The sequence below is a fragment of the Nocardioides sp. NPDC006303 genome (assembly GCF_040613175.1).
In the GTDB taxonomy this organism is placed as follows: Bacteria; Actinomycetota; Actinomycetes; order Propionibacteriales; family Nocardioidaceae; genus Nocardioides.
Window position 1 is genome coordinate 1 of sequence record NZ_JBEXRR010000054.1, and the last position, 25352, is coordinate 25352.

A 25352-nucleotide genomic window follows, 5' to 3' on the forward strand; every position below is an offset into this window, starting at 1 on the left:
GTGATCGTGAGCAGCGTGCGCTGCATGCGGAGTCTTGGCGGTGGCGTGGCCCCACGTGGCTTGGGCGGGTTCGGCACGGCGGCCTCCGGCGGTCGCCGTGTTGGTCTCGACACGACGTCGTTCGTCCCTCACGACGTCGGCTCGACCAGCGGGGGCGGCTCGACCAGCGGGGGCGGCTCGACCAGCGGGGGCGGCTCGACCAGCGGTCAGCCGATCTGCGCGCGCACGTACTCCGCCAGGGACCCGACGGACTCGAAGACCTCGGCGTTGATGTCGTCCTCGTCCATCTCGAAGCCGAAGCGATCCTCGAGGACGGTGATCAGCTCGACCAGGGCGAGCGAGTCGAGCTCGGGCAGGGAGCCGAAGAGGAGCGTGTCCGCGCTCAGCGTGCCGGCGCTGTGATCGGTGCCGATCACCTCGGTGATCGCCTCGCCGACCCGGTCGAGGGTCGCTTCGGTGGTGTCGATGGTCATGGGGACTCCTTCGGGTTCAACGGGTTCACGGGACTCAGACGAGCACTTCGAGCGGCGCCGGGTGACTGAGGAAGGCGGTAGGGCTGGCGGTGAGGCCGTACGCCCCGGCCTGGTGGACCACGACGAGGTCGCCCACCTCGGCGCGCGGCAGGCTCACCTTGTCGCCGAGCAGGTCCAGGGGCGTGCACAGACAGCCGACGACCTGCACCGTCTCCTCCGCGGCCTCGGCGTCACCAGCAGCCGCGGCAACCGAGATCGGATAGTTGCGGCGGATGACCTGGCCGAAGTTGCCCGAGGCAGCGAGCTGGTGATGCATGCCGCCGTCGACGATCAGGAAGGTCTTGCCGCGGGAGATCTTGCGGTCGACGACCCTGGTCACATAGACGCCGGCCTCGCCGACCAGATAGCGGCCGAGCTCGATGACGACCTGCGCGGACGGCAGCGCAGGACGTACGCGGGTGGCCAGCAGCTCCTCGAGGCGCGACCCGACCAGCGGGAGGTCGAGGGGCTGGTCCTGGGTGTAGTACGGGATGCCGAAGCCGCCGCCGATGTTGAGATAGGTCATCGCCGAAGGGAGGTCGCCGGAGAGCCGCAGGACGAGGTCGACGGTGCGCTCCTGGGCCTCGGCGAGGATCTCGGCATGCAGGTTCTGGGAGCCGGAGAAGACGTGGAAGCCGGCCACCTCGACGTCGCGGTCGTGCAGCGTCTTGAGCAGCAGCGGCACCGTCTCGGCGTCGACCCCGAACTGCTGGGCGCCGCCGCCCATCCGCATCCCGGAGCCCTTGACCTCGAAGTCCGGGTTGACCCGCACCGCGACCCGCGGCCGGATCCCGAGCCGTTCGGCGGCCTCGACGAGGCGGTCGGCCTCCAGTGGTGACTCGATCTCGACGAGCACCCCGGCCGCGACGGCCTGGGACAGCTCGGCGACCGACTTTCCCGGCCCCGCGAAGCTCACCGCGCCCGGGTCCGTCCCGGTGTCGAGCGCCACCCGCATCTCGGCCCCCGAGGCGACGTCGAGCGCGTCGACGGTGCGGGCCAGGTGCTGCACCACCGCGGGCATCGGGTTGGCCTTGACCGCATAGCTCAGGTGCACATCCCCGGGCAGCGCCTCGCGCAACGAGGCCACCCGGGCGTCGATCGCGGCCCGGTCGTAGGCGAAGAACGGCGTCGAGCCGACCCTCTCCGCCAGCAGCCGCACCACCAGTCCTCCGACAACCGGCCCCCCGACGTACGTCATCTCACCACTCCAGACATGTCAGCTCGCTGTACAGGTAGTCGACCCGCGCCGGGTCGAGGGCGTCGCTGCGCAGCATCTTCGGCCGCGACCGCGAGAGCCGGTAGGAACCGCCCGGAGCCCCGCCCGCGACCCGGTGCTCGACCAGGGTCGCGGCGGTGCCGTGCTGGGTCAGCAGGTGCGAGGCCAGCCGCGGCGCGTGCCGCCGGAGCAGCTCCGGGTGGCTCGCGTAGAGGACCGAGGCGAAGGCGCGTACGCCCTTGCGGGTGTCCTTGCGGGCCACGACGTAGCAGTGCTCGGAGCCCGTGCTCAGCACCACGTGAAGGGCCGCCGCGGCGGCGCGGTGGTCGGCATAGAGGTCCCGCTCCTCGCCCTGGAGCACCGAGTCCAGTACGTCGGGACGACTGCTCACCCGCACCCCGCGCCGCCTCGGCAGCACAGTGCCAGGCGACACGGCCGGCACCAGCGACGTGGTCGTGTCCAGGTCGGTGAACTTGAGCTTCCGGTTGAGCGCGATCACGTTGCCCGACGGCGAGAAGTCGGTGAACTCGTAGCCGGGCTGCTTGAGCAGCGTGGTCAGCAGCCGCAGCCCCTGATGGCGGTGGCTGTCGAGCACGCACCAGGCGCCCAGGTTGCAGACCTGGAGCGTCTCCGCGCCGACCCGACGCTCGGAGTAGTAGGCGAGATAGGCCCCGACCACCCGCTCCCCCTCGGCGAGGAAGAACCCGTGGTTGGGCTGGGGTACGTCCCACGGCACCCGCAGCGCCTGGGTCCATTCGAGCTCCTGCACCCGCGGGTTCAGCTGCTCGTGCAGGAACGTCGAGACGGCCGGAAGGTCCTCGGCGGTGATCGGGGCGAGCACGGCCTTCATGCGCTCGCCACCCACTCCGGCCCACGCGGGGCGCTCATCCGGCGGGGGCTGACCAGCGTGCGTACGGCACGGCGCGACGTCTGCTTCCCCAGCAGCGCCCGGCTGCACTCACGGGCCAGCACCATCAGCCAGTACGCAGCCCCCTGGACCCGCCCGCGGCGGACCGTGAAGAGCCGCACCCGGTTGGCGACCAGGAGCGCCCACAGCCCCGGTGAGGTGGTGGACTCGCCGCCGAGGTGCACGGCGCGCGCGGCGGGCGCGAACCGCACCCGGAAGCCCCGGTCGCGGGCACGTAGGTGGAACTCGGTCTCCTCGGAGTAGAGGAAGTAGGACTCGTCCCAGGGGCCGCACGCGCGCCAGCACTCGGCGCTGATCAGCTGCGTCGACCCCTCGGCCCAGTCGGTGTCCTGGCCGCGCTCGTACTCCGCCGGGTCGGCCACGATCTCCCCCGCCCACCGGACCCGGCCGGCGCGGTTGGCGCCCACCACGGCGTCAGCGAAGGCCCGCACCAGGCTCGGCGCGCCACGCATCGACTCGATCAGCCGGCCCTCGGCGTCGACCAGCCGGGGCACGGCCACGCCGACTCCGAACACGAGCTCGCGGGCGAGCGCCGCGACACAGTCGGGCTCGAGACGTACGTCCGGGTTGAGCACCAGCACCGCGCCGACGTCCGGATCCTCGGCGAAGGCGGCCGCGACACCCGCGTTGATCCCGGCGGCGTAGCCGCCGTTGCGACCGGTCTCGACGACGGTCGCGTCCGGCGCGAGGCGGCGCGCGGTCGCCACGGTGGCGTCGGCGGAGGCGTTGTCGGCGACCACCAGCCGCCACCCGAGACCGGCGAGCCCACCCGGCAGAGAGCCGACGAGATCGGCCAGCAGGTGAGCGCTGTTGTAGGTCACCACCACGACGGCGATGGTTCGGATCGGGAGCGACACGTCATGAGTCTCGACGGGGTCCACCCCCACCGGACCCGCCTCCCGACCGCAGATCCCCCGTATGAGGTAGGCCTTCGCAAAGGTCGGCCGGACACGGCCTCCACATCCTTAGCGTGGAGGACATGCCCGCCCACGTGACCAACATCTGCTTCCACGGCATAGGCGAGCCCGAGCGCGAGCTGGAGCCGGGCGAGGACCGCTACTGGATCAGCCAGGACGCCTACGAGGACATCCTCGATGCCGTCGCCGGCCGCCCCGAGGTGCGAATCAGCTTCGACGACGGCAACCACTCCGACGTCGCGATCGGACTGCCGGGCCTGCAGGCCCGTGGCCTGAGCGCGACCTTCTTCGTGCTGGCCGGACGGCTGGGGAAGCCGGGGAGCGTCGACCGCCTCGACGTCCGGCTCCTCCGGGTGGCGGGCATGCGGATCGGCACCCACGGCATGGACCACGTCAGCTGGCGCGGCCTCGATGCCGCGGGCGTACGCCGCGAGCTGATCCAAGCCCGCGAGCACATCACCATGGCGGCCGGCGAGACGGTGGACGAGGCGGCACTCCCGCTGGGCCGCTACGACCGCGCCACGCTGCGTCACCTGCGCCGCCTGAGCTACCAGCACGTCTACACCAGCGACCGTGCTCACGCGGTGGCCGGAGCCTGGCTGCAGCCGAGGTTCAGCGTCACCGCGGAGGACGACGGGGCCAGCGTACGCGGCCACATCCTGACCGGGCAGGGCATCGCCAAGAGGATGGAACGCCAGGCGGCAGGCCTGGTCAAGAGACTGCGCTGAACGGGCGCCGACCTGCTGAGAAGTAACCAGTTTGAAGGATGCCCCCGACCACGAGGTCGGGCAGTGTCGGCAAACAGTGCCGACGAAGACAATGGCCATCGAGACGCGAACGGGTGCGAACACATGCCAACCAAGCCAGGCCGGCGCCGGCGGATCGCGATCGCGGGCGGGCTGGCTCTGCTGCTGGTCGCCATGACCTGGTTCCTGTGGCCCGACTCGGACCAGGTGAGCAACACCGGCTCCGACTCGATGCCGACGGTCGAGCCACCCGCGAGCGTGAGCCCCACCCCCTCGGCCGACCCGAGCCCTTCGGCATCGGCCCCGCCGACACCGACGCCCGCGCCGTCGGCGACCCCGGATCGTACGCAGTCCTCGACCGCCGCGCCGCCGGCCAAGGGATTCCCCACCCGTGAGTCGGCCGGCCTGCCCGCCGGTTGGAAGCCGAAGCGCACCGCGACCGGAGACTTCTGGATCCGGCATCGGGGTGCAGTCGTGGAGGACCTGCGGATCACCAACGGCGTCATCTACGTCACCGCGCCCGGCGTCACCCTGCGCCGCGTCGAGGCGATCGCCTCGGTCGTGGTCAACGACTACAACGACCAGTGCAGCACCGGGCTGGTGATCGAGGACTCCGACTTCATCCGGAGCAGCGCCCCCACGACCGAGGAGGCCTGGCCGGCGGTCTCCGCGGGCGGCTACACGGTGCGCAACGTCGTCATCGACGGCGTACCCGAGGGGCTGCGCGCCTCCAACAAGGAGCGCTGCGGAGGCATCGGCATCCAGGACTCCTTCATCCGGGTCACCTCCCCGGACGTGTGCAGCGACTGGCACGGCGACGGCCTGCAGGGCTACGGCGGCGGCCAGGTCAAGGTACGCCGGACGGTGATGATCCTGGACGTCAAGAACGAGTGCCACGGCACCGCCCCGTTCTTCAATCCCACCGATCAGGGCAACGAATCGGTCGACATCGACGGCCTGGTCGTGGCGGGCGGCGGCTACCCGTTCCGCAACGGCATGCCCGGACCGGTCCGCAACCTCTACGTGGTCGACCAGAGCTGGGTCTACAGCCCGCTCGACGTCAACTGCGGGGTGGTCACCGAGTGGAGCGCGGCCGTGGTCACGATGGACTCAGCGGGGCAGCCCGTCCCGATCCGCGACCTACCCTGCGAATGACGTCTGGGGCTGGAAAACGCGCCATAGATACCGAGTTTTGGGGGTGTCTGTGCAGGACGGATCAAACGTAGTGTCGATGCCTTCGGCGGTATTCCATACGAACAGGTGCATTCATGCCCTCCCACAGCATGCCCCCCAGCACGTATCGACGACGGATCGACCGGCCTCCCCACGGTCGCAGCAGGACCACCCGATGGCGGCGTACCGCTCTCGCCAGCGTGCTGGTCACCCTCATCGCCGGCAGCGGCCTGTGGGCGTTCAGCACGGCGACCGCGCACCCGGAGACCTTCAGCCTTCTCCCCGACGACGCGGTACCCGCGGTCCTGACGGACTCCGACTCCCGGCCGGTCGAGCTCGGGATGCGGTTCCGGACCTCGGAGCCGGTCGAGGCGGTCGCGGTCCAGGTGTACCTGGGCCCGAACAACCACGGCCCGCACCAGGCGACCCTGTGGTCGGGACGGGGCCGCGCGCTCTCCCGCGTCCAGCTCGGCGGCGCGGCCGGAGACGGCCTGCGGGCCGCCGCGCTCGAGCGGCCGGTACGTCTCCAGCCGGGCCGCTCCTACGTCGTCTCGTACACCGCGCCCGGTGGTCACTACTCGACCGACGAGCACTTCTTCGACCGTCCGATCAGTAACGGTCCGCTGTCGGCGGGCGCGAACGCGGGTGTCTACAACTACCGGCCGGGCGAGTTCCCCCGCTCGACCTACCGCGCCACCAACTACCAGGTCGACATCGTCGTGCGGCCGGCCGGCTCCGGCGAGGAGCCGACGACCTCACCGACTCCGTCCGGCAGTGCGTCGCCCTCCAGCGCGCCTCCGTCCCAGAGCCCCAGTCCCTCGACGAGCGTCAGCCCGAGCTCGCCGGCCAGCTCGCCGACAGCTCCGTCGACCTCCCCGAGCTCCCCGGCCAGCTCTCCGACGACGTCCGCTCCCACGCCCACCTCCGCCCCTCCCACCGGTGGCTTCCCGACCCGCGCCTCGGCCGGGCTGCCGGACGGCTGGCAGCCGAAGCGGTCGGCGACCGGGACGTACACGATCAGTACGCCGGGGGCCGTCGTCGAGGACCTGCGCGTGACGAACGGGACGATCAACGTCACCGCCAAGAACGTGACCCTGCGCCGGGTGCAGGCGGTCGGCTCGGTGATCGTCAACTTCGCCAGCGCCACCTGCGCGACCGGTCTCGTCATCGAGGACTCCGAGATCGTCCGTGGCTCGGCCCCGACGACGGACGAGGCCTGGCCCGCAGTCACCTCGGGCGGCTACACGGCGCGCAACGTACTCATCGACGGCGTTCCGGAGGGCTTCCGGGCCCAGGGGAAGTCGGCGTGCGGCGGCGTCGCGATCCACGACTCATACGTACGTGTCGTCTCCCCCGACGTCTGCACCGACTGGCACGGTGACGGCATCCAGGGGTACGGCGGTGGGGCGCTCACCGTCCGGAAGACGGTCATCGACTTCGTCGACACCAATAACTGTGGCGGCACCGCCCCGTTCTTCTACCCCGACCAGGACAACACCTCCGTCGACATCGACGGCCTGATCGTGAGCGGCGGCGGCTACCCCTTCCGGCTCGGCACACCAGGCACCGTGAGGAACCTGTACGTCGTCGACCGGAGCTGGGTCTTCGGGCCGCTCGACGTCCGATGCAGCCTGGTCAGCCAGTGGCAGGCCGCGACCGCGACCCTGAACTCCGCCGGCCAGCCCGTCGTGGTGCGCAACCTGCCCTGCACGACCTGACGTGCTGACAGGACGGGTCACCCGGGGCGTACGGTCTGCGCGTCCTCGCCACTGGCCTCGGTGCGATCAGGTGGCGCCGTCGCAGATGGTGACCGTGCGTTCAGCCGGGTGACCGCGCTCGCCAGCCCGAGCACCAGGAAGATCGTGCCCATGGTCATCGGGAAGGCGAACGCGTCGAAGAACGCCAGCCCCGCGAAGCCGGCGGCGGCGGCGCCGATGAGCGCGACGACGAGGTCGCGCGTCTTCGGGTCCTCGCAGGCGCGATAGACCCGGGCGAGCTGGACGAACGTCGCGACGACGAACGCCACGAAGAGAAGCACGCCGATGATCCCGATGCTCACCATCATCTGGAGGTACTGGTTGTCGAAGATGCGGTACTTCGGCAGGAAGGTCCCCAGCCCGCGCCCGAAGAACGGGTTGCGGTCGACGAAGAACCAGGCCACCCCGTAGCTGTCGGTGCGCGAGGTGACGCTCGGGTCCTCCTCGGCGCCGACGAACATGCCGGTCACCGAGTTGATGATCCGGGGCGCGACCAGGAACACCAGGCCCAGCCCGCCGACCGCGAGCCCCAACACCATCGCGCGCTGCTTGCGCGACCAGCCGACCATGCAGACCGCGACCGCGATGGCGGCGCCGAGGTAGGCCGACCGGCTCGAGGAGGCGGCGATGATCATGCAGATCAGCACCACCGGGGCCCAGCGGACCAGCGGGTTGAGGTTGCGGTGCTGGAAGCCGACATGGAGCGCGATCGGCACCAGCATCCCCATCAGGGTGCCGTACTCGATCGGGCTCAGCGCGGTTCCGGCGGGACGTACGAGGCCGTTGCGCATCGCCAGCTCGACCGTCGTCATCGGGGTCAGGACGGGGACCGAGATCCGGTCGACGAAGATCTGCCGGGCGAAGAACTGGGCCAGGCCGAGGACCGCGAGGAAGCTGCCGCCCACGACCAGCCGCCACACCAGCACATGGACCCTGGCCATGCTCGGGATGGCGTCGCCGGCGAGCAGCAGCGTGCCCACCCAGGAGACCATCGCAAGGATCGCGACGTCGGCCGGGCTCACCTCGTCGCGGCTGATCGGACGCGACATCGCGATGACGTAGGTGACCCCGACGCTGAACAGGAACAGTGCCAGGACGACCCGCATCGGCTGCGGGGGCCGGTCCACCGGCAGCGGCCGGCCGATGCTCAGCAGGACCCAGATCGCGAAGCTGCCCAGCCCCATCAGCATCGAGACCGACCCGGCGCTGCCCAGCGGCCGGAAGACCAGCCAGGACGGGATCACGAAGAGAGCGAACGTGTAGAGGCTCAGCCACGTCACCGCATCGACACCACGGCGTACGGCCATCGTTCCTGCCTCAGCCGTGGAGGCGCTGGACGACGTGGTCGTCGCCGCGGTCGCCCCGGTCGTCCCGGTTGTCCTGGTCGGGTTCGTCGTCGTAGGCGGCGTCCTGGGCGGCCAGGGACGCGGCCCGCTCCTCGCGGGCCAGGCGGCGGCGCAGCACGATCCCGTCGATCGCGTAGACCAGCACCGCGGTCATCGCGAGGCCGAGCACGACGGCCATGATCCGCGCCCGCAGCGGGCCACTTCCGTCGATGGCCGCCGTCTCGTCCAGCGCGAGCGTTCGGGAGCGCAGCCGGGCGTTGCCCTTCGCGTTGACCTCGTCCTGGAGCCTCCCGAGTGTGTCCGGGATCGAGTCGGCGACGAAGTCGAGCGCCTCGATGGCGTTGGCCTCGCTGTCCGCACTGACGTCGATCGCGATCACGGGCCCGCGCGTCGACTCCTCCATCGAGACCGTGACCGCAGCGCCCGGGGTGACCTCCGCGATCGCCTCCTGGGCGGGCGCGCTGGTGTAGTAGGCGACCACGACCCGGGCCGGCAGGTCGAGCCCACCGAGCCCCAGGAACGGGTTGCCGCCAGGGCCGACCGCGTTCTTGGAGGGGAGCATCAGGACCAGGCCCCGGGCGGTGTAGGTCGGCGCCACGAAGGCCGATGCGCTCCAGCCGAGCACTCCGGTCAGCAGAATGCCGACCACCGCGAGATACCAACGTCGCCGGATCGCACCGACGAACTCCGACAACACCATGCGGCCGAACGTACCCATCCAGGATCGGTGCGAACCGACCTCGCCGACGTCCTACCCGATTTGGGCGATGACCCCGCTGACCTGGGCTGACCCGGCCTCGGCAGACCTAGCGTTCCGACCATGGCGCTGTGGGACCTGCTGCGGGCGATGGTCCGACGATGGCCGATCGTGGTGGTCGGCGCGATCCTCACCCTCGCCGCCGCGAACTACGCGAGCCAGGACCGCAGCGTGTACTGGACGCGTACGGACCTGGTCTTCCTGGCTCCGAAGAACGCGCAGTATCCCAACGCGCTGCGGGCGACCTCGGAGGACCTGGTGATCACCGCCGGCGTGGTCGGCAAGCTCGTCGTCGGAACCCGGCAGATTCCGAAGTTCACCGCCACCGACGCGGGGCTGATCGGAATGGGCGTACGCGACGGCTGGACCGTCCGGCTGCCCGACACCGGCGGCCAGTGGGCGCCCAACTACACCGACCAGTGGTTGATCATCGAGGTCGTCGGCTCCGACCCGGAGACCGTGCGCGCCCGCAAGGAGCAGCTGGTCGTGGAGATGACGGCCGCGCTCGACCGGGTGCAGGACGAGTACCGCGTGGACAAGGCGTTCCGGATGACGACCAAGGAGGCACCCGGCTCGACCGTCGTCTACCCCGTCGGCGGAAGCTCGAAGCGGGCGTTCGCCGTCACGGGGCTGCTCGGCGCCGCGGCCACCCTCTACCTGGTCGTACGCATCGACCCGATCCTGCTGCGGCGCAAGGCACGCCGCGCCGAGACACCGCCGGAGACCGACCTTGGCTGAGACCCGCCCCCACACCGCCCTCGCCTGGAGCATCGCCAACACGGCGGTGACCAAGCTCGGCACGATGGTCGTCGGCATCCTCGTCGCGCGGCTGCTCGGGCCGGAGAGCTACGGGACGTACGCCGTCGCCTTCCTCGCCCTGATGGCGGTGCTGAGCTTCAACGAGCTCGGCGTGAGCCTCGCGGTGGTGCGCTGGAAGGACGACCCGCGCGAGATCGCGCCGACGGTGACCACGATCTCGGTCGTGGCGAGCCTGCTCATCGCCGCGGGGATGGTGATCGGGGCCGGCCCCTACGCGCGGGCGATGGGTGAACCGGACGCGGCGATGCTGGTGGCGATGTTCGCCATCCCGGTCGTGCTCAGCGGGATCACCGCAACCCCGGCGGCGCTGCTGCAGCGCAACCTGATGCAGGGCAAGCGGATGCTCATCGACCAGATGGCCACGATCGTGGCGGTCCCGGTCATGCTCGGGCTGGCGTTGGCCGGCGCCGGTCCGTACTCCCTGGTCATCGGTCATCTTCTCGGCGTATCCGTCACCACCGTGATGTTCCTGCGGATGTCGCCGCTGCCGTGGCGGATGGGGCTCTCTCGGTCACACGCGGTCACGCTGCTTCGCTTCGGCGCTCCGCTGGCGGTGACCAGCATCCTGGTCTTCGCGGTGGGGTTCGCAGACCAGATCGTCATCGGCAGCATGCTGGGTGCGACCGCACTCGGGTTCTACGTGGTCGCCTTCAACCTCTCCAGCTGGCCGGTCACGATGCTGTCGCGACCGTTGCGGCAGGTCACGCCGGTGATCTTCGCCCGGCTGCAGCGCGACCCGGCCGAGATGCGGCACGCCTTCACCCGGCTCTCCGCACTGGTGCTGACCGTGACGCTCCCGGGCTGCTCGGCACTGGCCGCACTGGCGCCGGAGGTGATCGGGCTCGTCTACGGCGACGTCTGGCAGGCGGCCGCGGCCCCGCTCCTGTGGCTCGGCGCGCTGGCCGTGCTGCGGATCTCCTTCGAGCTCGCCTACGACTTCCTGGTCATCGCCGGCTCGACGCGCAGCCTGATGACGATCCAGATCGTCTGGCTGATCGCCCTGGTGCCGGCGTTGCTGGCGGGGGCGGCGTGGTCCGGCGTGGGCGGGGTCGCGCTCGCCACCTTCGCGGTCGGGCTCGTCGTCATCCTGCCGCTGCACCTCTTCTATCTCGCGCGGGCCGGGGTCGGGCTCGGTGGCCTCGCCGCCGGAGCCGCTCTGCCGGCTATCGGCGCGCTCGCCGTCTGGGCTGCGGCCGTCGGGATGCGCGTCGCGCAGCCGTCGGTCTGGATTACCTGCGCGGTCACCGGCCTGGTGCTCGCCGCCGTGTGGGCGGTGCTGCTGCGACGCCGACGCGAGGACGTGCGCTGGTTCCGCTCCGGCGCTGGCTCCCCCACCCCGAGTGAGCCCTCCACGACACTGAACGAGGACGTCCATGTCTGACCGTCTCGACGACAACCACGACACCCTGGAGGAGATGTACGCCGCCGCCGCGGCCGCCGCTCGACGAAGGCCGCAGCGCGCGGCCGCGCTGGCGCAAGCTGCGGCCGAGTTCGCCTGGGGCAACCACACCGGCTGGTTCGCGTACGAGCCCCTCGAGCTGCTGCTCACCGAGCTGGGCCGCTCGCTCCCGTCCGTGCCGGTGCCGACCCGGCCGCGGCGCACGCTGCACGTGGTCACGCAGATGTACCAGAGCGGCGGGCACACCCAGATCATCGCCGGCTGGACCGACCAGCTCGCCGACCGCTCTCACGAGATCGTCGCCACCCGACAGATGACCTCTCCCGTGCCGGCCAAGATCGCCTCCCGGCTCGGGGACCGGGTCAGCCTGACGATGCTCGACACCACACCCGGAAGCCTGCTCCACCGCGCGGCCCGGCTGCGTGCGCTCGCCTCGACCGCTGACCTGGTGGTCTCCCACTGCCACCCCTTCGACGTGGTCCCCGCGCTCGCCTTCGCCGACCGCCGCGACCTGCCGCCCGTGGTCTACATCGACAACACCGACCACGTCTTCTGGGTCGGCGTGCGGGCCTACGACCGGGTCGTCCACCTGCGCCGCAGCGGCCAGGACCTCGCTCAGCACCGTCGCGGCCTGCCGATGGAGCGGTCGATCGTGCGCAACCGGCCGTTGTCCGTCCGCGGCCGGACCAAGCGCCGCGAGACCGCGAAGCCGCAGTGGAACGTACGCGCCTCCGACGTGCTGGTCGTGACCGCTGCCGACTCGAGCAAGTTCCAGGGCGGCGACACCTACCTGGCGGCGGTCGAGGCCGCGGTGGCCGCCGAACCCCGCCTGCAGTGGCGGGTCGCCGGCCCCAATCCGGAGTCGGAGCCGTGGGCAGGGCTGGCGCGGCGTACGTCCGGACGGATCCAGGCCGTGGGCATGCTCCCCGACGTGGCTCCGCTGCACCATGCCGCCGACGTCTACCTCGACTCGTTCCCGTTCGCCGGGCTCACCTCGCTGCTCGAGTCCGGCGGCCTCGGCAACCCCGTCGTCACCTTCCGCGGCCACCGGCCCGAGTGCGCCGTGTGGGGCTCCGACTCTCCCGGGATCGACCACCTGATGCTGCGCCCGAACAGCGCCGACCAGCTGCGCGACACCCTCCTCGACCTGGTCCGCCGGCCGCGTGAGCGGGTCTCGCGCGGCAGCGCGACCGCCCAGGCGATCCTCGATTGCCACACCGGCCCCGGCTGGGTCGCGGACGCCGAGTCGCTCTACCTGACACCGCAGCGGCTCGGCGACGACCTGCTCGCCCCCGTCCGCGGCCGCGGCCACCTCGACCTGCTCACCGTCTCCGTCCAGGCCACCAACCCGTTCAGCCGCACCGGCGCCGACATCACCGCCGGCCTCCTCGGCGCGATGCCCCTCACCGACCGCATCTCCATGTGGCGCCAGACCCGCCGCGGCGGCGCCGGCCGCGTCCGCGACCTCGCCCCCGAGTGGGCCGCTGCTGCGGTTCGGGCGCGGCTTCGCCGCCGGCCTGCAGGGATACCCGGTTAACCGGGTATCCCTGCACTTCTCTGGCAATGCAACACCGGAGAAGTGCAGGAATTGCCTGAGGGCTGTGACACGTGTGACTGCGGAGACTGCCGGGCGTCGTTCAGCGCGGGCGGCGGAGGCTCACGTCAGGCGCTCCGCGGCACCTGCGCGGTCATGGCGGACTCGAGGAATGCGCGGATCCGAGCGGCCAGGCGTACGGGATCCTGCAGATCCGCCCACGAGATCCGCATGCAACGCCACCCCGTCGCCTCGGCAATCCGCTCTTGGCGGCGCTTCTCGCGGAGAACCACGTCAGTCGCCGTCTCCCCGACCCGATAGGGCTGCTCGTACTTGACCTTGCCGTCGATCTCGAACCAGACGCCGAACTCTGGAAGCGCGAAGTCGAGGCGCCGAGTCTTCCCGTCAGAGTCCGTCACCTCGTACTGCGGGATCGGCATCGGCAGGCTCTGCAGCCACGCAACCCCGACGAACAACGACTCAGCGAGGGACTCGATGCGTGGGTCAGCAAGTCGCAGCACAACCTGGGTCGACAGCGAGTTCGGCCAATGCTCCATCGAGAGCTCGTAGCGTGCCTTCACACGCTCGAGGGTCGTGATCTTCCGATGCAGGAGATCGTTGACGACGCCGAGAGCCGCGACCATGGGAGCCACCGTCGTCACCTCCACGGCCGTTCGCTCCGGCGAGGTCAGCAGAAGGCCGTTCTCCGTCACGACATCCGTTTCGAGAAGCTTCCCGCTGTGTTGACGTACGCCGGCCTCGCGCCGGCCGGTGCGATGGTCCGAACGACTCAGGTGCACCTCTGCGAGATCAAGACCCCATAGCGGCCCATCACGGAAGGGAACGGCCGAGACATGGGATAGGACCACGTCGGTCTTCGACTGCCGGTACGCCGCCCGGCAGCGGACCGCGTACCGATCCTCGTCCGAAAGCCCCTCCCAGAGACTCCCATCCACGTAGGCGCCGCGCCGTGGCCTCGCGAGCGCACCCGTACGTAGTGCCTGCGCCAGGGATCTGTCGCTGTGCCCGTTGTCGAGCAGCTCCTGGCGAAGGGCGATCGAAGTGAGCCGAGAATCGTCGAATGAGAGTGTCATGCTCTGCATCCTGCCGACGGCCACCGACATTTTCAGTCGCGCATGTTTCCGCGCTTTGCCCTACGCACGACTGATGTGGCCGAACTTCTCTGGCATTTCCTGCACTTCTCTGGCGTTGCATTGCCTGAGAAGTGCAGGGATACCCGGTTAACCGGGTATCCCTGCACCCTCTCACCCCACGAAGAACGGCCGGTTACGCGTCCGACTCCACAGCGGCGCGAGAGCGGTCGGGTCGGGGCCGAGGAGGAGCCAGAGGCCGGTGTCGCGGGCGAGGCCGACGACGTAGGGGCCGGGGGCGGTGGCGGCGAGGGGGGCGACCTCCTCGGGGCGCAGGCCGGAGACGAGGAGGAGCTGGTCGGGGGTGGTGGCGGCGACGGCGGCGACGACGCCGGGCCAGCGGAGGGTCGCGGCGGAGAAGGCGAGGCCGTTGCGCTCGAGTCCCTCGGCCTCGCCGACGGTGCCGTCGCGGGAGGGGTCGATGACGCGGATCGAGGAGCTGCCGGCGAGCCGGGCGACGTCGTCGACGAGCAGCCGGATGTCGGCGAGCACCACTGAGCCTCGAGCATGGCCCGGGGCCGGAAGGACCCCGCGCAGCGAGCGCCTCACCCGGCGGGCCCGGACGGACTCGCCCCAGAACGTACGCGCGCCCCGGGCCCGCCGGACGGGCCAGGACGTGGTCCCGGCGCCGTGCTCACCGGCGACGATCCCGCACGTCGTCCGCACGGGCACCAAACCCGAATAGGTGTGGCCGACGCTGCGATGCGCGACGTCGAGGCGGGCGAGGTTGGTGGTCATGCTGTTGTGTGTCAGCGGGATGTCGACGGCGGCGGCACGGCGGCCGGAGGCGCGCATGCGGAGGCAGTACTCGACGGCGTACGCGTGCCAGGCCAGGTCGGGCGACTCCGAGAGCGGCTCGCGCAGGACCTGTGAGCGGGTGACCATGAAGAGCACCTCGTCGAGCGAGTCGACGTCGACCGGGACCGAGGTGGAGCGGCCGAGCGGGACGACCCGGTCGCGCATCGCGCCGACGACCTCGCCGCGATGGCTGACCCCGACCGCGCCCAGCACCCCGATCGCCGGGTCGGCGAGAAGGGTCGCGGCTGCGGCCTCGAGCGCGGGCAGCGAGTGCAGGTAGACGTCCTGGTGGACGAAGACCACGACCTCGTTGCGTGCTATCCGGGCACCGTGGTTCAGCGCCGCACCTGCGCTCGCGAACGCATTCGAGACGTTGTCGACGGGGATCACCTCGGTCTGCCGCGATGCGCCCTGACCGGCCTTGACGGAGGCCGCCAGGCACGACTCCAGCACCGCCGGGTCGTTGTAGACGCAGACGATCGAGACCGGTGTACGCACCTCACCCATGCCTCACCGCCGCGGTGAGCACCTCGGCGACGTACTCCTGCTGCTCCGGGCTCAGGTGCGGGAACATCGGCAGCGACAGGATCTCGCCCGCCGCCCGCTCCGCGACCGGGAAGGAGCCCTCGCCGAACCCCAGCGAGGCGTACGCAGCAGTCAGATGCACCGGGAACGGATAGTGGATCCCGGTGCCGATCCCAGCCTCCAGCAGCGCCGCAAGTACGCGGTCACGGTCGGCGACCCGGACGACATAGAGATGCCAGACGTCGACGTTTCCCGGCGCGGACGAAGGCAGCCGAACACCGGGCACGCCGTCGAGCAGAGCGTGGTAGCGGTCGGCGGCCTGCCGACGCAGCTCGTTCCACTTCTCCAGCCGCGCCAGCTTCGCAGACAGAACGACGGCCTGGATCGTGTCCAGACGGGAGTTCATCCCGACGACCTCGTGGACGTACTTCGTCTCCGAGCCGTGCGCGGCGAGCAGCCGGACCATCCGCGCGATCTCCGGGTCGGAGGTCGTCACCGCGCCGGCGTCGCCGGCCGCGCCGAGGTTCTTGCCGGGGTAGAAGCTGGTCGCCGCGACAGTCGCGAGCGAGCCGCTAGGGCGACCGTTCCGTCGGGCGCCCTGCGACTGCGCCGCGTCCTCGATCACCGGGACACCCGCCGCGGACGCGATCGGGAGCAGCTGCTCCACGAACGCGGTCTGCCCGAACAGGTGCACCGGCACGATCGCCTGCGTACGCGGCGTAAGCGAACGCTCGACCGCGGCCGGGTCGATCAACAAGTGCGACTCGTCGACATCGACGGGCACCGGAAGCGCACCGATCCGGCTGGCCGCCTCGGCGGTCGCGATGAAGGTGTTGGCGGGCACGATCACCTCGCCACCGGGCCGTACCCCGACGGCCCGCATCGCGAGCTCGAGCGCGTCGGTCCCGTTGCCGACGCCGACGCAGTGGTCGGCACCGACGTAGGCCGCATACGCGTTCTCGAACGAGGTCACCTCCGGCCCGCCCACGAAGCCGGTGCGCTCGAAGACGCGGTCCAGCCCGAGGCGTACCTCGTCGTCTATCTCCGACTGCTGCGACCCGAGGTCGACGAACGGCACCTTCACCAGATCAGCTCCTGACGTGAATTCAGACGGCGGGCGGGCACTCCGGCCCAGGTCTCCCCGGCGGGAAGGTCGTTGAGCAGGACCGCTCCCATGCCGAGGACGGAGTCGGCTCCGACGGTGGTGCGCTGACGCACCGAGGAGCTCATCCCGAGGTAGGCGGCCTCACCGATCACGACCTCGCCGCCCAGGGTCACCCCGGCGCAGATGGTCGCGTAGTCGCCGACGATGTCGTCGTGGGTGAGGACGGCGTTGGGCATCGCGACGACATGGCGCCCGACGCGTACGCCGGCGGTCAGCACGACCCCGGCGAGCAGCACGGTCCCGACACCGAGCTCGCAGCCGGCCGGCACAGAGGCGTTGGGGTGGACGATGGTCGCGTAGCGCTCCGGCGCCACCCCGTAGCCGATCAGCCGGTTGTAGAGGCGTCGGCGCGTCGACCCGGCCCCGGCGCAGATGACCAGGTCGTCACCGCAGTCGGTGGCGACCTCGACCGGCCCGATGACCTTGACCCCGCCGGTCCCGTCGACCGAGCCGATCATCTGGCCCCAGCACTCGCGGTCGTCGTCGACGGCGACGATCTCGTCGTACTCCGCCGCCGCCGCGACCTCCCCTGCGAGCCCACTGGCTGCAACGAGAACCAGCGTGGTCATCGACGTGCTCCCCCCTGCCGGAGTACGTCGATGACCCGCGCCTGCTCCGAGTCCGAGATCTGGTGGAAGAGCGGCAGGATGAGCGTGTTGTCGGTGAGGTGCTCGGTGGCCGGGAGGCTGAGCGACGGCGAGGCGTACGCAGGCTGCCGGTGCGACGCCATGATCCCGCGCCGCGACGAGATCCCGGCCTCGGCCAGAGCGCTCAGCAGCCCCTCGCGGTCCAGCCGGTACGGGGACCCCACCTCGATCCAGAACGACTGGAAGTTGGAGGTGCCCCAGGCCGGGTCGGCCACGGCCCGCAGCCCGCCGATCTCGGCGACCGACTTCGCGTAGACGGCGGCCAGCTCTCGGCGCCGGGTGACCACCTCCGGCAACCGCGACAGCTGCACCAGCCCGACCGCGGCCTGCAGGTCGGTCATCCGGAAGTTGAAGCCGACCTCGTCGTAGGACTCCGGTGGCGAGACCAAGCTGGCGTGCCGGTCGGCGGCCGAGACGCTCATCGCGTGCTCGCGCAGCCGGCGCGCCCGCTCGGCCAGGTCAGCGCGCGAGGTGGTGAGCATCCCGCCCTCGCCGGTGGTGAGGATCTTGCGCGGGTGGAAGGACCAGGCCGCGATCTCGGCGCCGGCGCCCACGGGACGACCTCGGTAGGTCGACCCGGCACCGCACGCGGCGTCCTCGACAACCATGATGTCGCGCGGGTCGCAGACCTTGCGGATCGCGTCCAGGTCGACCGGCACCCCGCCCTGGTCGACCACGATCACGGCCGTCGTCCGAGGCGTCAGGGCCTCCCGGACCGTCTCGGCGGTGAGGTTCCCGGTGACCGGTGAGACGTCCGCGAAGACCGGTCGGGCCCCGACGTACACCGCGGCGTTGGCGGTCGCGATGAACGAGAAGGACGGGACGACGACGTCGTCCCCGGGGCTCACTCCCGCCACGACCAGCGCCAGGTGGAGCGCTGTCGTGCAGCTCGAGGTGGCGACCGCGTGAGCGGCCTGCTGCGAGGAGGCGAAGCGGCGCTCGAACTCGGCCACGCGCGGCCCCTGGGCGACCCAGCCGGAGCGGAGCACCTCGGCGACCGCCTCGACCTCCTCCTCGCCCAGCCACGGCTGCATGACGTTGACCCTGCTCACGACGTACCTCCGCTGAGCTCGCGGCCGGCCGCGATCTCGGAGCGCAGCGGCGCCCACCACTCGACGAGCTGTCGCAGTCCGTCCTCGAGCCCGATCGTCGGGGACCAGCCCAGGTCCTCGCGGGCCGCGGAGATGGAGGCGAGCCGGCGGGTGACCCCGTTGACCGCCCGCTCCGGACCGTGCTCGATGCCGAGCGGGGAGTCCATCGCCCGCAGGAGCGCCTCGGCCAGCTCCAGCAGCGAGGTCTCGGTGCCGGAGGCGATGTTGTAGACGCCCTCGTTCACGTCCGAGGCGGCCGCCAGGATGTTGGCGCGGGCGATGTCGGGGACGCAGACGAAGTCCATCGTCTGGCGCCCGTCGCCGAAGATCAGCGGCGGCTTGCCGTCGGCGATCCGCTCCATCCACCGCACCAGCACCTCGGTGTAGGCGCCGTGGACGTCCATCCGGGGTCCGTAGACGTTGAAGTAGCGCAGCCCGACGTAGTCGAGCCCGTGCATCGCCCGGAAGGACCGCACCAGCCCCTCGTTGTAGGACTTCGCGGCCCCGTAGAGGGTGTCGTTGTTGTTGTGGTGGTGCCCCTCCGGCGTCGGGAACTCCTCGGCGAGCCCGAAGACCGAGGCGGAGGAGGCGTAGATCAGCTTGTCCACCCGTGCCTGCACGGCGGCCTCGACCACGTTGAAGGTGCCGTCGACGAGCACCTCGTTGGCCAGTCGGGGCTCCTCGGCGCACAGCGTGATCCGGATGGCGGCCTGGTGGAAGACCAGGTCCTTGCCGGCGGTGAGGTCGCCGACGAGGTCCCGGTCACGGATGTCGCCCTCCACCAGCCGTACGCGACCGGTGGCGAGGGCGTCGTCGAGGTTGGCCTTGCGACCCCGGATCAGGCTGTCGAGCACGTCGACGTGCGCGACGCCTGCGTCGAGGAGCTGGTCCACGATGGTGGAGGCGATCGTGCCCGCACCTCCGGTGACCAGCACGTTGGCACCATTCAAAGACGTCATCGGATCAGCTCCAGGGTCGGGGTCTCGGCGGCCACCTCGACGAGGGCGCCACGGGCTCGGAGGCTGGTCTGGGCCGCCTCCAGGACGGAGAGGACACGGAGCCCGGCGGCCCCGTCGGTGCGCGGCGTACGGCCCTGCCGGATCGCCTCGGCGAACTCGCCGACCATCCGCCCGAGCGCCTCGTACTCGGGCAGCGCGGGCGCCCAGGTGTCGCCCAGCCGGTAGGAGATGGTCGCGGCGGCGCGGTCGGCGATGTCCACGCTCTGCTGGACCAGGTCGACGCCGCGGTCGAAGACGCTGAGCCGCTGTTGCGGGTTGAGGTCGTCCCAGACCAACGTACGCCGGCTGCCGCCGATCACCATCTGCCTGATCTTGGTCGGGCTGAGCCAGTTGACGTGCACGTGAGCCATCGCTCCGCCCTCCAGCGGCAGGGTCAGGTAGCCGACGCAGGACTTGCCCGCCCTGAGCGGGTCTGCACCGTGCGCGGCGACCCCGGTGGGGCGCAGCCCGCCGGGCAGGATGAAGTCGAGGATGGAGAGGTCGTGCGGGGCCAGATCCCAGAAGACGTCGACGTCGGGCTGCACCAGCCCGAGGTTGATCCGCACCGAGTCGACGAACAGGATCTCGCCGAGCGACCCGTCCTCGATCAGCTCGCGGATCTTCTGCACGACCGGCGTGTAGCAGTAGGTGTGGTCGGCCATCAGCACGAGATCGTTGGCGCGCGCGGCCTCGACCATGCTCCGACCGGACTCCACGTCGTCGGCCAGCGGCTTCTCGACGAGCACGTGCTTCCCGGCCCGCAGCGCCCGCTCAACGAGCTGCCGGTGCGTGCCCGCGGGCGTTGCGATCGCAACCGCGTCCACGTCGTCGCGCGCGAGGACCTCGTCGAGGTCGGTCGTGGCCAGCACGTCCGTGCCGCCGCCGATCACCTCCTGGGCCCGCGCGAGGTCCAGGTCGACCACTGCGACCAGCGACCAGTCCCGTGCGTTCCGGAAGTTGCGGACCAGGTTCGGTCCCCAGTAACCGGCCCCGACCACTGCCACGCCGAGCGGATCCACATCAGTCATGTCGCCCATGAAATCGGCGCGGGCGAGGCTCCGAAGAGCCTCGCCCCACCTATCCCTTCAATTAGGGACCGTTCAGCCGGCCTACGGCGACGCCGGGCGGAACCTCACGTCCACGAAGTAGTTCGTGGAGTTCCAGGATCGGTTCGGGAGCCCCCCTCCGGACCCGTACCGATACCTGCCGTTGGCGCCGCCCGGGGCCGTCAGTGGGCCGACCGTCCGCGACTGGGTGAGCGCGGCGGGCGTCGAGGAGTAGCGCCCGTTGGGCGCGTAGTAGGACACGACGTACGTCGCCCCCGGCGTGAGCGCGACCGGTGTCGGCAACGTCGCGGTCTGCCAGCCGGTCGCGGTCTCGTTGGTGAAAGTCACCTGGGCGATCCGGGTGCCGGCCGAGTTCCACAGCGAGCCGGTGTGGGTGCCGCTGTTGCCGGAGCCCTTGTAGAACCGGATCGCCGTCACCGTGCCGGCCACCGACGTCGAGAACGCGGTGCCGACCTCGATCGGCATGATGTCGAGTGTCGACGCGGTCTGCGGAGTCACCCCGGTGAACAGCGACACCTCGGTCACGACGGCCGGGACCGTCGTGAACGACCACGTCTGCGTGGGCAGGTTCGCCCCCTCGGTCGAGACCACCCCCGAGACCGTCACCGACACCGTCGCCCCGGACGGCAGCGCCGCCGATGGGGTGAAGCGCAGCGTACGTCCGTCGCTGCTCAGCGCCGCCGAACCCGCCACCGGGGACCCGTTGGCCGTGACCGACATGTTCCAGCCGGTCGCGATCGCTGTCGAGAACGTGATCGACGGGTTCACCGAGGTCGCCACCTCGGTCGTGCCCGGGTCCGGTGCCCGCTCGGTGACCGAGATGGTCGGGCCCGCCCGCTCGAAGACGACGTCGGCGAAGTAGTTCGTCGACCCGAACGTGTACTGCGGGAACCCGCCCGCGGCACCGTAGAGATAGCGACCGTTGGTGCCCGCCGGAGCGGTCAGGTCACCCGAGGAGTAGGCGGTCGCGAAGAACTGCGACGTGGTCGCGTAGTGCCCTTGCGGAGCCAGGTAGGAGACCATGTACGACACTCCTGCCTGCACCTCGACCGGACTGGACAGCGTGGCCTGCTGCCAGCCGGAGGCGGTCTCACCGGTGAAGGTCACCTGGGCGAGCCGCTGGCCGGTCGAGGTCCACAGCGACCCGACGTGGGTGCCGCCGTTGCCGGCTCCCTTGTAGAACCGGATCGCCGTCACCCGCCCGTCTCGGGTGGGACTGAACAGCGTCCCGACCTCGACCGGAGAGCTGTCGTCCTGGGCCTCGACCGCGGGCACCACGTCACCGAAGAGCGTCTGGCTCGCTGGTGTCTCCGCGGATCTGGTCCGGAACGTCCAGGTCTGCGTGGGCAGACTCGCCCCCTCGGTCGAGGTGACCCCGCTGATCGTGACCGTCACGTCCGCGGATGCGGGCAGCGAGGAGGTCGGGTCGAAGGTGAGTGTCGTCCCGGAGTTGCCGAGCGTCGTCGTCCCCGGGATGGACTGGCCACCCGAGGTCGCCGACACCGAGTAGCCGGAGCTGATCGCCGAGGAGAACGACGCCACCACGTTGGTCGAGCGCGGCACCTCGACCGCCCCCGGAACCGGGCTGCGCGAGGTCATCGTCAGCGACGGTGCCCCCTTCTCGAAGACGACGTCGACCATGTAGCTCGAGGGCGACGTCCCCGCCGGGAAGCCCGTGCCATAGGCGTACGCCCCTGCCGTCGAGCTCACCCGCAGCGGCGGCTTCGACAGGTTGGCCGAGGCGAAGGCGTTCGGGGTGGCCGAGTAGTAGCCGTTGGTGCGGTACGAGGCGACGTAGTCGGTGTTCGCCTGGATCTGTACCGGCTCGGTGAAGGTCAGCGTCTGCCAGCCACTGGTCGACTCGCCGGTGAAGGTGCCCTGGGCAAGCACCGCCCCGTTGGCCGACCACAGGGTCCCCGTGTGCGGGGCGGCGTTGTTGACGCCCTTGTAGAACTTGACCCCGGTGACCGTGCCGGCGACGTCGGCGCGGAACCTGACGCCCAGCGTCAGCTGCGCGTTCTCCGGGTCCTGGAGGACCGTCGGGGTGGCGTCCTCGTCATAGATCGAGCACGGGCAGACCCCTGCCGCGGCCGGCGGCTTGGCCGTACGGAACGACCACGTCCTCCCCGTCGAGATCGCAGTCCCACCGCTGTCCTGCCCCGAGAGCGTGGCGGTGTAGGTGACGAACCCGGCGAGGTTGGCCGACGGGGTGAAGGTCACGGTCCTGGTCGTCGAGTCATAGGCGGTCGACCCGGCCACCACGTTGCCGAGTGAGTCGGTCAGGCGCAGCCCGACCGACGAGGCGACCACCGGCTTGGTGAACCTGGCGCTCACCGTCGTGTTGCGCGGGACCGAGGAGGAGTCGGCCAGCGGCCACTGGTTGGTGGCGGCCAGCGGCGAGTTGTCCGTGGTCGTGAACAGCACGTCCACGAAGTAGTTGGGGTTCTGGTAGGAGCTCGCCGGGAACTGCCCGGCACCCGCGTAGACCCCCGCCGGAGCGGCGCCGTAGCCACCCTCGACCTCGAACGGGTACGCCTCGAACCCCTGCGCCGCGAACGCCCAGGGCGCCACGGCGTAGTGGCCGGCCGGAGCCGTGTAGGAGACGGTGTACCTCGCCCCCGCGGCGACCGCGACCGGCTGGCTGAACGTCGCCGACTGCCAGCCGCCGCTCGACTCGTTGGTGAAGGTGACCTGGGCCAGACGCTCGCCGCTGCTGCTCCACAGGGAGCCCACGTGGGTGCCGGTGTTGCCGGCGCCCTTGAAGAAGCGGACGCCCGCGACGTACCCGTCGGCCTGCGGGGTGAAGCGCAGGCCGAGCTCGGCGGCGCCGCCGTCGTTGGCCGACGGCGTCGCCGGGCTGGTGACGGCGTTCCAGGTCGTCGGCACCTCCCGCTGGCCGAGGATGCTGCACGGGCACGTCACGTTGAAGCTCCGGTTGACGGCGGTGCCGATGTTGGCGCTGTCGTCGACGGCGCGGACCCGCACCGGGGTGCTGCCGACCCCGGGCTGGACGTACGTCACCGACCAGGCGGTCGTGCCGGTGGCGGGGTGCCACGAGGTGCCGTCATCGAGGGAGTACTCGACTCCGGCCACCACGCCACCGCCCGTGTCGGTCGCGGTGCCCGTCAGCGTCACCTTGGTGCCGTTGGGCTGTGTCGAGCCGGCAGCCGGTGACGTGATGGCGACCGACGGACCGGTCGTGTCGGTGGTCTTGGTCGCCGCGACCAGGCCGCTCATCAGCGTCGTCGGCTGGGCGTCCATGTCGGCCAGCAGGTTCACCTGAGCCTGCTGCATGCGCCGGTCGGCGGTCTCGTCGTGGTACGGGTTGTCGTGCTCGGAGTCGAGACCCCAGGTCCACTGCACCGATCCCGCGCCGAAGACGAGCGCGCCGCTGGCGGCCCGGTAGAGCGTGAGGGCATGGGTCGTGGTGCCGTCGCCCGTGGTCCGGCCGAAGTCGGTCATGTACTGGTTGTCGATGAACCCGGTGGTCTCCGACATCCGGATCAGGCCGGGTGGTCGGAACCCGTTGTCCTGGTCCTCGTCCGACTCATAGCCGACCGTGTGTGGTGCCAGTGCGGTCTGGTCGGCGGTCATCCCGGACAGCCCGGTATTGCGCCACAGCCGTAGCCCACCCTGGGACTTCTTCACCGTCACCGGCAGGTCCGTCAGGTTGGACATGAAGATGGTGCCGGTCAGGGAGTTCTCCGGCTTCCCGCCGCCCTGGGACTTCGGCGTGTAGCGCGGGTCGCGCCAGGTGCCGGTCGACTCCGGGGCGGGGTCGAGCTTGGCCTGCGCCCAGGACTCCTTATAGGTGACCAGGGTCCGGTAGGGCGTGTTGGTGCCGTCCTTCGAGGCCTCGTAGCGGGTCCGCCAGTAGACCTCGTTGCCGCTGAGGAACTGCAGGTTCACGCCCGCGTCGCGGGCGGCCTCGACGTTGGCCCGCTGCTGACCGCTCCAGTACTCGTCGTGCCCGACGCTGAGGAAGGTCTCGTGGTTGGTGAGCAGTCCGCCGCGACGGTCGGTGTCGATGCCGGAGATGTAGCTGACGTCGTAGCCGTTGCGCTCGAGGAACCGCACAAGCGGGTACTCGTTGGCGAAGAAGAAGTCGTGGGACGTCCCGCCGGAGCGGGTCGAGAACGGACGGTTGTAGCTGAGCTTGTAGGCCCGGCCGTTCCCGCCGCCGGTGTAGAAGCTGGACCCGCCGTAGTTGTTGTACGCCTGCCAGGTGGTGTCGGAGGTCTGGAAGACGACGTCGGAGGTGCTGTCGTCGTCACGGACGATGAAGGTGATGTGGCTCGACTCGTCGGTGTCGGCCCGGTCCAGCTTGGCGACGTACACGCCCGAGACCGCGGTCGCCGGCACGTTCCAGGAGGCCGAGACCGCCCAGTTGCCGCAGTCGGTGATCTCGGTGGTGGTGTCGCGATAGCAGTTGGGCTGGTTCTGAGGCAGGTTCGCCGACGGGGTCACCGAGGTGATCCGGCGGGCGCCGTCACCGCCGTAGTAGCCCATCCGGTAGATCGTGACCGTGTACGCCGAGGCATCGGTGTCGACCTTGAAGTCGATCCGGTTGCCGACGTCGACACTGATGTCGGTCGCGAACCCCTGGATCGAGCTGTCGCCGGCGCCGGTGATACCCCATTCGCTCGCGGGACTCCCTGGTTTGCTGTTCTCACACGCGATCGCATTGCCCTCCGGCCCACATGGGTCGGCACTCGCGCTGGACGCAGTGACGAGCGAGATGACAGGGGTGACAAGAACAACTCCGAGCAACGCGGCCAGTCCCGTTCGCAGCTTCACAGTCGTGCT

General features: G+C 70.6%; 20 protein-coding genes. 6 read left to right on the forward strand and 14 right to left on the reverse strand.

What is annotated here, in order from left to right:
- Positions 1 to 206: 206 nt before the first annotated feature.
- Genes ABZY89_RS26820 through ABZY89_RS26835 form a run of 4 tightly spaced genes read right to left on the reverse strand, consistent with a single transcriptional unit; the run spans position 207 to position 3513 of the window.
- On the reverse strand, positions 207 to 473 hold the full coding sequence (locus tag ABZY89_RS26820) for a phosphopantetheine-binding protein (RefSeq protein ID WP_355232160.1): 267 nt from the start codon (positions 471 to 473) through the stop codon (positions 207 to 209).
- Between the two features lie 34 nt (positions 474 to 507).
- Entirely contained in the window at positions 508 to 1710 is a 1203-nt protein-coding gene (locus tag ABZY89_RS26825; protein ID WP_355232162.1) for a pyridoxal-dependent decarboxylase, exosortase A system-associated, read from the reverse strand.
- 1 nt (position 1711) lies between these two features.
- Positions 1712 to 2578, reverse strand: coding sequence for a hypothetical protein (locus tag ABZY89_RS26830; RefSeq protein WP_355232164.1), 867 nt, complete (start codon positions 2576 to 2578; stop codon positions 1712 to 1714).
- On the reverse strand, positions 2575 to 3513 hold the full coding sequence (locus ABZY89_RS26835) for a glycosyltransferase family 2 protein (RefSeq protein WP_355232166.1): 939 nt from the start codon (positions 3511 to 3513) through the stop codon (positions 2575 to 2577). The genes ABZY89_RS26830 and ABZY89_RS26835 overlap by 4 nt, the downstream gene beginning before the upstream one ends.
- 122 nt (positions 3514 to 3635) lie before the next feature.
- Here ABZY89_RS26835 and ABZY89_RS26840 point away from each other — a divergent pair, with 122 nt between their 5' ends.
- The 3 genes from ABZY89_RS26840 (at position 3636) to ABZY89_RS26850 (ending at position 7210) form a co-directional block, all read left to right on the forward strand.
- Positions 3636 to 4301, forward strand: coding sequence for a polysaccharide deacetylase family protein (locus tag ABZY89_RS26840; protein ID WP_355232168.1), 666 nt, complete (start codon positions 3636 to 3638; stop codon positions 4299 to 4301).
- A 123-nt stretch (positions 4302 to 4424) separates the two neighbouring features.
- Positions 4425 to 5474, forward strand: coding sequence for a hypothetical protein (locus ABZY89_RS26845; protein ID WP_355232169.1), 1050 nt, complete (start codon positions 4425 to 4427; stop codon positions 5472 to 5474).
- Between the two features lie 128 nt (positions 5475 to 5602).
- Positions 5603 to 7210: a DUF4082 domain-containing protein gene (locus tag ABZY89_RS26850; protein WP_355232171.1), complete on the forward strand. Its 1608-nt coding sequence runs from the start codon at positions 5603 to 5605 to the stop codon at positions 7208 to 7210.
- 17 nt (positions 7211 to 7227) lie between these two features.
- On the opposite strand, the gene ABZY89_RS26855 is transcribed toward ABZY89_RS26850, so the two are convergent.
- The gene (locus ABZY89_RS26855) at positions 7228 to 8556 is read right to left on the reverse strand and encodes an O-antigen ligase family protein (RefSeq protein WP_355232173.1); all 1329 of its coding nucleotides are present in this window, start codon (positions 8554 to 8556) and stop codon (positions 7228 to 7230) included.
- Positions 8557 to 8566: 10 nt separating this feature from the next.
- A complete protein-coding gene (locus ABZY89_RS26860; protein ID WP_355232174.1) occupies positions 8567 to 9295 on the reverse strand; it encodes a hypothetical protein in 729 nt (242 codons plus the stop codon).
- 120 nt (positions 9296 to 9415) lie between these two features.
- Here ABZY89_RS26860 and ABZY89_RS26865 point away from each other — a divergent pair, with 120 nt between their 5' ends.
- Genes ABZY89_RS26865 through ABZY89_RS26875 form a run of 3 tightly spaced genes read left to right on the forward strand, consistent with a single transcriptional unit; the run spans position 9416 to position 13107 of the window.
- On the forward strand, positions 9416 to 10090 hold the full coding sequence (locus ABZY89_RS26865; RefSeq protein ID WP_355232176.1) for a hypothetical protein: 675 nt from the start codon (positions 9416 to 9418) through the stop codon (positions 10088 to 10090).
- Positions 10083 to 11552 (forward strand): lipopolysaccharide biosynthesis protein, encoded by a 1470-nt coding sequence (locus tag ABZY89_RS26870; protein ID WP_355232178.1) that lies wholly within the window; start codon positions 10083 to 10085, stop codon positions 11550 to 11552. The genes ABZY89_RS26865 and ABZY89_RS26870 overlap by 8 nt, the downstream gene beginning before the upstream one ends.
- Positions 11545 to 13107 carry a glycosyltransferase gene (locus ABZY89_RS26875; RefSeq protein ID WP_355232180.1) on the forward strand — a complete coding sequence of 521 codons (1563 nt, stop codon included), beginning with the start codon at positions 11545 to 11547 and terminating at the stop codon, positions 13105 to 13107. The genes ABZY89_RS26870 and ABZY89_RS26875 overlap by 8 nt, the downstream gene beginning before the upstream one ends.
- Before the next feature lie 125 nt (positions 13108 to 13232).
- Here the strand turns inward: ABZY89_RS26875 and ABZY89_RS26880 are convergent, their stop codons facing one another.
- The 8 genes from ABZY89_RS26880 to ABZY89_RS26915 all read right to left on the reverse strand — a co-directional run bounded on the left by ABZY89_RS26880 (position 13233) and on the right by ABZY89_RS26915 (position 25343).
- Positions 13233 to 14198: a hypothetical protein gene (locus ABZY89_RS26880; RefSeq protein WP_355232181.1), complete on the reverse strand. Its 966-nt coding sequence runs from the start codon at positions 14196 to 14198 to the stop codon at positions 13233 to 13235.
- Between the two features lie 171 nt (positions 14199 to 14369).
- The gene (locus ABZY89_RS26885; RefSeq protein WP_355232183.1) at positions 14370 to 15560 is read right to left on the reverse strand and encodes a glycosyltransferase; all 1191 of its coding nucleotides are present in this window, start codon (positions 15558 to 15560) and stop codon (positions 14370 to 14372) included.
- Complete coding sequence (locus tag ABZY89_RS26890) at positions 15553 to 16662, reverse strand: DegT/DnrJ/EryC1/StrS family aminotransferase (protein ID WP_355232185.1); 1110 nt, start codon at positions 16660 to 16662, stop codon at positions 15553 to 15555. Before ABZY89_RS26890 ends, ABZY89_RS26885 begins: the two co-directional genes overlap by 8 nt.
- A complete protein-coding gene (locus ABZY89_RS26895) occupies positions 16659 to 17312 on the reverse strand; it encodes an acetyltransferase (RefSeq protein ID WP_355020359.1) in 654 nt (217 codons plus the stop codon). Before ABZY89_RS26895 ends, ABZY89_RS26890 begins: the two co-directional genes overlap by 4 nt.
- Positions 17309 to 18442, reverse strand: a complete 1134-nt coding sequence (locus ABZY89_RS26900; RefSeq protein WP_355232186.1) for a DegT/DnrJ/EryC1/StrS family aminotransferase — start codon at positions 18440 to 18442, stop codon at positions 17309 to 17311. The genes ABZY89_RS26895 and ABZY89_RS26900 overlap by 4 nt, the downstream gene beginning before the upstream one ends.
- A complete protein-coding gene (locus ABZY89_RS26905) occupies positions 18439 to 19440 on the reverse strand; it encodes an NAD-dependent epimerase/dehydratase family protein (protein WP_355232188.1) in 1002 nt (333 codons plus the stop codon). The genes ABZY89_RS26900 and ABZY89_RS26905 overlap by 4 nt, the downstream gene beginning before the upstream one ends.
- Positions 19437 to 20507 carry a Gfo/Idh/MocA family oxidoreductase gene (locus ABZY89_RS26910; protein ID WP_355232190.1) on the reverse strand — a complete coding sequence of 357 codons (1071 nt, stop codon included), beginning with the start codon at positions 20505 to 20507 and terminating at the stop codon, positions 19437 to 19439. The genes ABZY89_RS26905 and ABZY89_RS26910 overlap by 4 nt, the downstream gene beginning before the upstream one ends.
- 81 nt (positions 20508 to 20588) lie before the next feature.
- On the reverse strand, positions 20589 to 25343 hold the full coding sequence (locus tag ABZY89_RS26915) for a DUF4082 domain-containing protein (RefSeq protein ID WP_355232192.1): 4755 nt from the start codon (positions 25341 to 25343) through the stop codon (positions 20589 to 20591).
- Between the last annotated feature and the right edge of the window lie 9 nt (positions 25344 to 25352).